The 7934-nt window shown below is 67.9% G+C and carries 9 protein-coding genes; 5 read left to right on the forward strand and 4 right to left on the reverse strand.

Features of this window, described 5'->3' with window-relative positions; all coding sequences use genetic code 11:
• Positions 1-138 precede the first annotated feature (138 nt).
• The 4 genes from VI238_RS11705 to VI238_RS11720 form a co-directional block, all read right to left on the reverse strand.
• Complete coding sequence (locus VI238_RS11705; RefSeq protein ID WP_331651525.1) at positions 139-483, reverse strand: hypothetical protein; 345 nt, start codon at positions 481-483, stop codon at positions 139-141.
• 153 nt (positions 484-636) lie between these two features.
• On the reverse strand, positions 637-1272 hold the full coding sequence (locus VI238_RS11710; protein ID WP_331651527.1) for a c-type cytochrome: 636 nt from the start codon (positions 1270-1272) through the stop codon (positions 637-639).
• Between the two features lie 33 nt (positions 1273-1305).
• A complete protein-coding gene (locus tag VI238_RS11715) occupies positions 1306-3048 on the reverse strand; it encodes a hypothetical protein (RefSeq protein WP_331651529.1) in 1743 nt (580 codons plus the stop codon).
• Positions 3049-3225: 177 nt separating this feature from the next.
• Complete coding sequence (locus tag VI238_RS11720; protein WP_331651531.1) at positions 3226-3672, reverse strand: DUF2147 domain-containing protein; 447 nt, start codon at positions 3670-3672, stop codon at positions 3226-3228.
• Between the two features lie 140 nt (positions 3673-3812).
• On the opposite strand from VI238_RS11720, the gene apbC reads away from it, so the two are divergent.
• The 5 genes from apbC (at position 3813) to VI238_RS11745 (ending at position 7611) form a co-directional block, all read left to right on the forward strand.
• Positions 3813-4904: an iron-sulfur cluster carrier protein ApbC gene (gene apbC / locus VI238_RS11725; protein WP_331651533.1), complete on the forward strand. Its 1092-nt coding sequence runs from the start codon at positions 3813-3815 to the stop codon at positions 4902-4904.
• A 94-nt stretch (positions 4905-4998) separates the two neighbouring features.
• Complete coding sequence (gene dcd, locus VI238_RS11730; RefSeq protein WP_331651535.1) at positions 4999-5565, forward strand: dCTP deaminase; 567 nt, start codon at positions 4999-5001, stop codon at positions 5563-5565.
• 242 nt (positions 5566-5807) lie between these two features.
• The gene (locus VI238_RS11735) at positions 5808-6221 is read left to right on the forward strand and encodes a hypothetical protein (protein ID WP_331651537.1); all 414 of its coding nucleotides are present in this window, start codon (positions 5808-5810) and stop codon (positions 6219-6221) included.
• A gap of 149 nt (positions 6222-6370) precedes the next feature.
• A complete protein-coding gene (locus VI238_RS11740; RefSeq protein WP_331651539.1) occupies positions 6371-6802 on the forward strand; it encodes a hypothetical protein in 432 nt (143 codons plus the stop codon).
• A gap of 131 nt (positions 6803-6933) precedes the next feature.
• Complete coding sequence (locus tag VI238_RS11745) at positions 6934-7611, forward strand: hypothetical protein (protein WP_331651541.1); 678 nt, start codon at positions 6934-6936, stop codon at positions 7609-7611.
• The last annotated feature ends 323 nt before the right edge of the window (positions 7612-7934 follow it).

Below are 7934 nucleotides of genomic sequence, written 5' to 3' on the forward strand. Positions count from 1 at the left end.
ATCTATCAGCACGTCGGCTGAGATGCATGAGGCCTTCGTCGGACGGGGTCGACGCGTCCGACGGCAGCCGCGGGAGGCGGTCGCCGCGCGACGTCCTCGGTGTTCCTTGGATCGGCAAGCGGCGCGCCGACGGCGATCCTAGCGGCTAACGCCCGCGCCGCTTCGGCGCCGCTCCCGGTGCGGTTTCATGGCGCGATCTTCAGAAGCTTGTCTTCGCCGTCGTAGAGCACGCTCTGCACGCGGCCCGCGGCGTCGTGTGAAGGCCGCCTGCTCGCCGCTGTAGCGGTCGATCAACGCGTCGGTGCCCACGGCGACGAACGCGTTCGTCTTGCCGTCGACGAGATCCTTGAACAGAAGCTGGCCGTCGCCGGCGAAGGCCTGGAACAGATGGCTTTTGTCGTAGGCGAGCTTGGCAGGTGCCGGCGAGGCCGGCCAGCGTGATGCATCGTCGCAGTCATCTGCAGCCGCGAAGCAGCGGTGCACGGCGACGCTCTGTGACCACCTTCCCAGCTTGTTTCCGTTCGTGGAGCCCGCATGCACCGAGGCGGAATGTTTCGACCGATGTTGGGCCGCCGCCGATGTACGACTCCCGTGATTCCCGAGCAACCGGGTCGCACGTCGAGCGAACTCCGATCCTCACTCGAGGGTCTGCACGAACGCCGCTGCCGCGTCGATGTCGTCCGGTGAAAGCGCGTGCGCCACGGTCTTCATGATCGCGCCCTCGGGACGTTCGTCGGTGCGCTGGAAGACCTCCAGCTGCTTCCTGACGTAGTCGGCGTGCTGTCCGGCGATGCGCGGAAACGCATCGCTGCCGGCCCCGTTCGCGCCGTGGCAGCTCGAACACGCGGGCACGCCCTTTGCGGTGTCGCCATGCTCGAAGAGGACGCGTCCGGCCTCGACCAACGCGGGCGGCGATTCAGCCGGCTGCCTTGGCGGGTCCTGCGCCCGGTAGTAATCGGCGAGGGCATCGATCTGGGCGTCGGTGAGTGACCTGCTGACACCCCACATGTACTCATAGCCCGCGGGATCACGTCGGCTGTGCGCACGGAACGCCTCGAGTTGCGTGATCAGGTATCGCTTCTGCTGGGCCGCCAGGTTCGGAAAATTCGGCGAGGTCGCCGTGCCCGTTCGGCCATGGCAATTGGAGCAGACCTGCTCGGCGAGTACCCTGCCGGACACCTCGGGGTTGGCGAGGTCGCGCGATCGCGGCAGGTTGCTGCAGGCGGCGATGGCTGCGATCACGGCAGTGAATGCGAGACTTCGGACCGTCATGTTTCCTCCACGGCGACCTCGATGGCCGGGCGCTCAGTACGCGCCCCACAGATAGAGGAACAACGAGCCGTTGTCGCTCGCGTTCCTTCCCGCACCGTCGTAGTTGCGCGAGGCGCCCTGGTACTTGTCGTAGGCGGTGTACTGCAGGCCGACCCGCAGGTACTGCACCGGTGTCCAGAACACTTCCGACGTCCAGCCGCGAACGGCCGGACTCATCGAGACGTTTCCCGCGACGGGCGTAGGATCGTAGAGCGCGGAATCACGCGAGCCCGTCTGGCTGAACAGCGAGAGGCTGAGTCCGTAGCGCGCGCGATAGATGTAGCTCGCTTTCGCCCGCACGACGTCGAGCGAGTCGCGTGCGTTGGTGTCGGGCAAAGCGTTCCCCTCAACGTCGAACACCGGCTGGTGGGCGAGGAACGCCGGAGGCCGGTGCACGTCGTGCATGTAGGCGAGTTGCACGGTGACGGCGTGCGGATCCAGCAGGAACTGGTACTGCGCATCGACACCGATATCGCGGAAGCGATGGAGGGTCGTCGGATCCGACGTGTCCAACGGGTCGTCGTAGACATCGGCCGTCATGCCCGACAGGCCGATCATGGCGTCATGCGCGCCCCAGGCGTGCGTGAACGCGAGCCGCCAGTACGGGTTGGTGCCGCGCAATCGCGTCTTCTCGGCGTCCGGCACTCCGGCGGACATGAACGATGTCAGGCCGCGGGCACTCCGGTATCCGCCGACTTCGGCATAGAGCTGCCCGCCCCAGAACACGTATCCGGAGATCCCGGCGATGTTGCCGCCGGCAGCGAAGCCGGGATAGGGCGCGTTGCCGTCGATGAAACGGCTGCTGGTCGGGCTGGGCACCGGGACGTACTGCATCCACGCGGCCGCGGAGTTCCACGGGTCCGACATCGAGGGGTTGTTGTTCACGGAAACGCCGTAGATGACATCGCGTGCGCCATCGGCCCATCGATCGGCGTAGCGGACCTCCATGTTGTCGGCGGAGCTGTGGCCGTGGAATCGGCCGTCGGCGGACTGGGAACCGTAGTGGTCGTAGGTGACCTGGAGGAAGGCGCCGATGTTGTCGGTGATCTTGCCGGCGGCAAAGACGCTCGCGGTCGCGAAGATCGGGTCGGCGTTCTTCTGGAAATCGGCGGAAGAGTCCGGGCTCTTCGACGTGTTGCGCACGCTCGATTGCGACAAGAGGCCCATCACGGAGAGCGGTATCACATTGCGCTCGCCGAGCGTGTAGCCGGTCAGCTTGAACAGGCGTCCATAGGGTGTGAGTTCCGGAAACTGCCCGCCGGCATGGCAAGCCACGCAGTTCTGGCCGGTCTGGCGGTTGAACGCCGGAAGCGCGCGACCCGATCCGGGCACCAGCGCCATCGCCATGGCCAATGACCATATCCACCGCCCGATCGCGTGCGACTTCATGCGGCGTCTCCGGAGGCTGGTACGCCACAACCTAGCCGAGCCGCGCATGGGCGCGTTGATCCAGGTCAAGCTCAGCCACATCAGGGACTTGCCGCATCGGCCGGGAACGCCTGCGCGAACCGGGCTGGACTTCGCTGCCGTATACGATCCTACGTGGGAGTGCGCGACGCGTCGAAGAACCGACACGCCATTGCGAAGCCGCGCGCGGGATGTGCGCTCGTCGGTGGGTTTCTGCTCAGGCTCGCGTTCCGCCGTTCGCGTTCGAATCCGGACGGCGGAAGACGGCGTTACATAGGCACCGAAAGCGTCGCGCGATCCGGCGCCTGCGCCCCGTGGTTGCGGTGCCAAGCCAGGGCGTGGAACGTTCGCAGCGGCACGCCTCCGGTCGTCGCCGCTCGCGCCGGGCGTGGCCGGGAGACATGGATGACGGCCGGCAGGCTGGATTGGCCTCCGCCACGGAGTCGCAGGCCGTGACCTGGCAGCATGGGACTCGACCGCGGGGCGGTGAGTCCCTATGCGACATCATCAGGGTGACTTGCGCTCCCACACCTGCGAGCGGCCGATCCAGGAGAAGCCGATGTAGCCGTGCACATCGAGCTTCTGGCCGTTCTCGAGCATCGACAGCTTCACCTTGTAGGTCTTGCCGTTCTTCGGATCGAGGATCCTGCCGCCGTCCCAGATGTCGCCGTCCTTCTCGACGTCCCACAGGATCACCATCCCTTCGACCGGCTTGTCCTTGCGCTCGCCGTCGCAGGCCTTGCAGACCGGGTGCGGGCCCTGCTCGGACTGCAGCACTTCGAGCACCTTGCCTTCGAGCTTGCCGTTGGCTTCGGTGATCTGCACGATCGATTTCGGCTTGCCGGTCGCGTCGTCGATCGTGGTCCAGGTGCCGACCGGCGTGTTGTCCGCGGCGAAGGCCGGCGCGCCGGCGAACAGGGCAAGGGCGAGCAGGGCGGGCGTGCGGTAGGACATGGCGCGGTCTCCGAGCGGGTTCGAGTCCACCGCACGGTGCCGTGTGGTCGAAGGGCCGTCAAGGCGCGGCGCAGCGGACGGCGCGGCCTGCGGGCCATCGCTGGCATAATGCGCGTTTACTTCGGCCTTTCTCCCCCGCCATGAGCGAATCCCTCGAAGCACGCGCCCGGCAGATCCTCGCCGGCATCGTCGATCCGCATACAGGCACGGACCTCGTCGCGAGCGGCGCCGTGCGCGGCGTCGGCGTATCCGGCAGCGACGTCTCGGTCGATATCGTGCTCGGTTATCCGGCGTTGTCCGCGCAGGCCGCGTTCGCCGACGAGGTGAAGCGTGCGCTCGAGTCGGATGCGGCGATCGCGCACGCCGCGGTCGGCGTCGCCTGCCGCGTCGTCGCGCACGAGGTACAGCAGGGATTGACGCCGCTGCCCGGCGTCAAGAACGTGATCGCGGTGGCGTCGGGCAAGGGCGGCGTCGGCAAGTCGACGGTCGCGGCGAACCTCGCGCTCGCGCTCAAGGCCGAGGGCGCGAGCGTCGGCGTGCTCGACGCGGACATCTACGGACCAAGCCAGGTGCGCATGCTCGGCCTCGAAGGCAAGCCGGACACGAAGGACGGCAAGCGCATCGAACCGAAAGTGAGCCACGGCGTGCAGGCGATGTCGATCGGCCTCATGATCGAGGAAGACACCGCGATGATCTGGCGCGGGCCGATGGCGACGCAGGCGCTGCAGCAGATGCTCGGCGAGACGAACTGGTCCGACCTCGATTACCTCGTCGTCGACCTGCCGCCGGGCACGGGCGACATCCAGCTCACGCTGTGCCAGCGCATCCCGGTTTCCGGGGCGATCATCGTGACGACGCCGCAGGACATCGCGCTGCTCGACGCGAAGAAGGCGCTCAAGATGTTCGAGAAGGTCAACGTGCCCGTGCTCGGCATCGTCGAGAACATGGCGACCCACGTCTGCACGAACTGCGGCCACGAGGAACATGTGTTCGGCGAAGGCGGCGGCGCGCGCATGGCCGCGCAGTACGGCGTTCCGCTGCTGGGCGCCTTGCCGCTCGACATCCGCATCCGCGAACAGGCCGACGGTGGCACGCCGACCGTCGCCGCGATGCCCGAGTCCGACCTTGCCGCACGCTATCGCGAGATCGCGCGCAATGCGGCCGGCCGGTTGTCCTTGCGCGCGCGCAACAAGGCGATCGCGTTTCCGAAGATCGTGGTGCAGAACACGTGAAGCAAGGGCTGGGGGCCGAGGGCTGCGAGGCACGCGCGCCGCTCCCGCCTTGCAGCCTTGGCCATCAGCCCTCAGGAAGACGAGCACCGAATCCATGTCCATCAAATCCGACCGTTGGATCCGCCGCATGGCGGAGCAGCACCGCATGATCGAGCCGTTCGCCGCGCAGCAGGTGAAGCAGCACGACGGCAAGCGTCTGGTGTCGTACGGCACCTCCAGCTACGGCTACGACGTGCGCTGCGCGGACGAGTTCAAGGTGTTCACGAACATCAACTCGACCATCGTCGACCCCAAGCACTTCGACGAGCGCAGCTTCGTCGACGTGAAGTCCGACGTCTGCATCATCCCGCCGAACTCGTTCGCGCTCGCGCGCACCGTCGAGTATTTCCGCATCCCGCGCAAGGTCCTGACGATCTGCCTCGGCAAGAGCACGTATGCGCGCTGCGGCATCATCGTCAACGTGACGCCGCTCGAGCCGGAGTGGGAAGGGCACGTCACGCTCGAGTTCTCCAACACGACGCCGCTGCCGGCGCGCATCTACGCCAACGAAGGGGTCGCGCAGATGCTGTTCCTCGAGTCGGACGAGGAGTGCGAGACGAGCTACAAGGACCGCGGCGGCAAGTACATGGGCCAGACCGGCGTGACGCTGCCGCACGCCTGATGGCGCGAGGGGCGCGGCGTCGCGGGGCAGGTAACGCCTGCGCGGCCGCGAGTGCCCGGTTTTCGCTCCGGTGCGGGTTGCGATCCTCCTGCGCGGCGGCTCGCGTCCGCGGACTGGCGTCGATGCGCGTCGCCCGGCGGCGCGGGTACGGGCGAGCGTGAACCGCCGCCAACACGCCCTGCCGCGCGCGCGGTCGTGGTGATAGGCTTGATGTCCTCGAATGTCACGGAGTCCCTGGAGCCATGCGGAGTTTCCCGATCGGATCGATCCTGCGCGGCGGCGCGCTCGCGGCGCTGGCCGGCCTGCTCGTCGCTTGCGGCGGCGGCCGTGCGCGCCCGGACACGGTGCCTGCACCGAACGTTCCGGCGAGCTTCGACGTGACGATCGTCGCGGACAAGGACAACCAGTTCGATCTCGACGGCGCGCCGCTCACGTCGGAAGACCTCAAGAGCGCGTTCCGCTACCGCCAGGAAGAGAAGCTGCCGATGGGCAGCGTGCTGCTCAAGCGCGGCGAGAAGGAAAAGGTCAAGAACGAGCACATCATCGCGCTCGCCCGCATGGCCTACGAAATGAAGTTCAGCGCGTTCCTGCAGGAGAAAGACGGTTCCATCTCCGAGCTGCGTGCGCAGACGAAGGAAGAAGCCGAGAAGAAGTGAGGCAGGGCGTGCCCTCATGAGCGCGAGCCGGGCGCGCAAGCGTGCCGCAGGCGACGCGCGAGCGGACGGTCAGGTTCGTCCGCAACCCCGATGCATCCCGCCGGACGTTTCGTAACGCGTCCGCACCGAATTTGACGGAGACAGCACACGTGAAGAACCCGATCCTGCGCGCACTCGCGCTCGCCCTTTCCCTCGCCGCCGCCGGTACCGCGTTCGCGCGCTCGGACATCCGCGACGGCAACGCCATGGTGCAGCCGGTCAAGGGCGACAAGTACTCGATCGACGGCGCGGTGATGGGCAAGGCCGAGCTGTACGGCTACATGGGCGGCCTTCGCGACGACGACCACATCACCGGCATCGTCCTCAAGCGCGGCGGCAGCGACGAGCAGCGCCGCGTCATCGGCTCGATCGCGAAGACGCTCGGCCTGAAGTCGTTCGAGCAGGACGGCGGCGATCTCAAGGAGATCCCGCAGCCCGCGACGAAGGCGCCCGCCCCGGCGATCGAGAACCCGCCGGCGACGAGCGACGGCGAGCCGGCCGCAGCCACGCCGGCGTCGACCGAGAAGCCCGCAGGCGGCTGAACGGATCGGCTGCGCCGCGTTCGCGCGGCGTGCCGCAGCTGCGACGTACGAGCCCCTCGAGGGGCCGGCGGAGGCGTGCGTCTCGCTGCGTCGCGACGACACGAACGCCCACGATTCGACCTCCCGAGACGATGTTCCGTCATAGATCGCTGTTTCTCATCCTCGTGCTTGCCGCCTGCGCGCCCGCGCACGCGGCCAATCCGCTCAGCTTCGTCAGCGAAACCTTCGGCGAGTGGAAGGACCGCCTGTTCGGCAAACCGAAGCAGCCGGTGCCCGAGATCGACGCCCCGGCAGTCGGGCCGATCCTGCTGGCGCCGGGGACGCGCGTGCGGTTCGGCATCGACGCGAAGGCACCCGAGAACGAGTTCAGCAAGGGCCGGAGCCGTTATCGCGTGATCGAGCTGCCCGAGGAGCTCGAGCACGCGGCGGTGCGCGTGCAGGTGATCGCGCGCAAGAATCCGCAAGGCCACGGCAACGTCGTGTTCAAGCCGCTGCTCTACGTGATCGAAGGCGACGACTTCCGCGTGCCCGTCGACGTCAAGCCGTTGCACCTCGACATCCGACCGTTCCGCCGCTCGCGCCTGCTCGGCTGCGTGACGCTCGACAAGGTGCGCCGCATCGCGGTCGCGACGACGCCGGACGCGATCGGCAAATCGTACGAATCGGAAGTCCGCGACGCGGTGAAGGCAGCGACGCCGGGCGGCTTCTACTACACGACCGACGCGGTGAAGACGAAGCTGCCGTTCGCGCCGACCGGCGAACTGATCTTCGAGGTCACGCGCGAGGCGAAGGCGGGCGAAGGCTGTTGACGCGGCGCGCACGCGGACGGTCCGCTCGGCGACGTCCGGACGCGCACGTGGCGCGCGGTTCGGGTGCGGGACGCCGTCGAGCATCCATCCGGCGCCTCCGCAGGCACGAGGATCGCGCTGTCGCGACTGCGGTATCGGCACGGATCATCGCCGACGACGCGACGCGCGCCGACGGTCGCCGCGGTTGTCGCCGCGCGTCGCGGTCCGCTAGGCTGCACGCGATCTCCACGAGACCCTGTCCGATGCCGAACGACGCGCCGTTCATCGTCGCGATCCCCGCCCGCTACGGCTCGACCCGGCTGCCGGGCAAGCCGCTGCTGCCG

The organism is Dokdonella sp., assembly GCF_036518555.1.
Taxonomy (GTDB): domain Bacteria; phylum Pseudomonadota; class Gammaproteobacteria; order Xanthomonadales; family Rhodanobacteraceae; genus Dokdonella_A.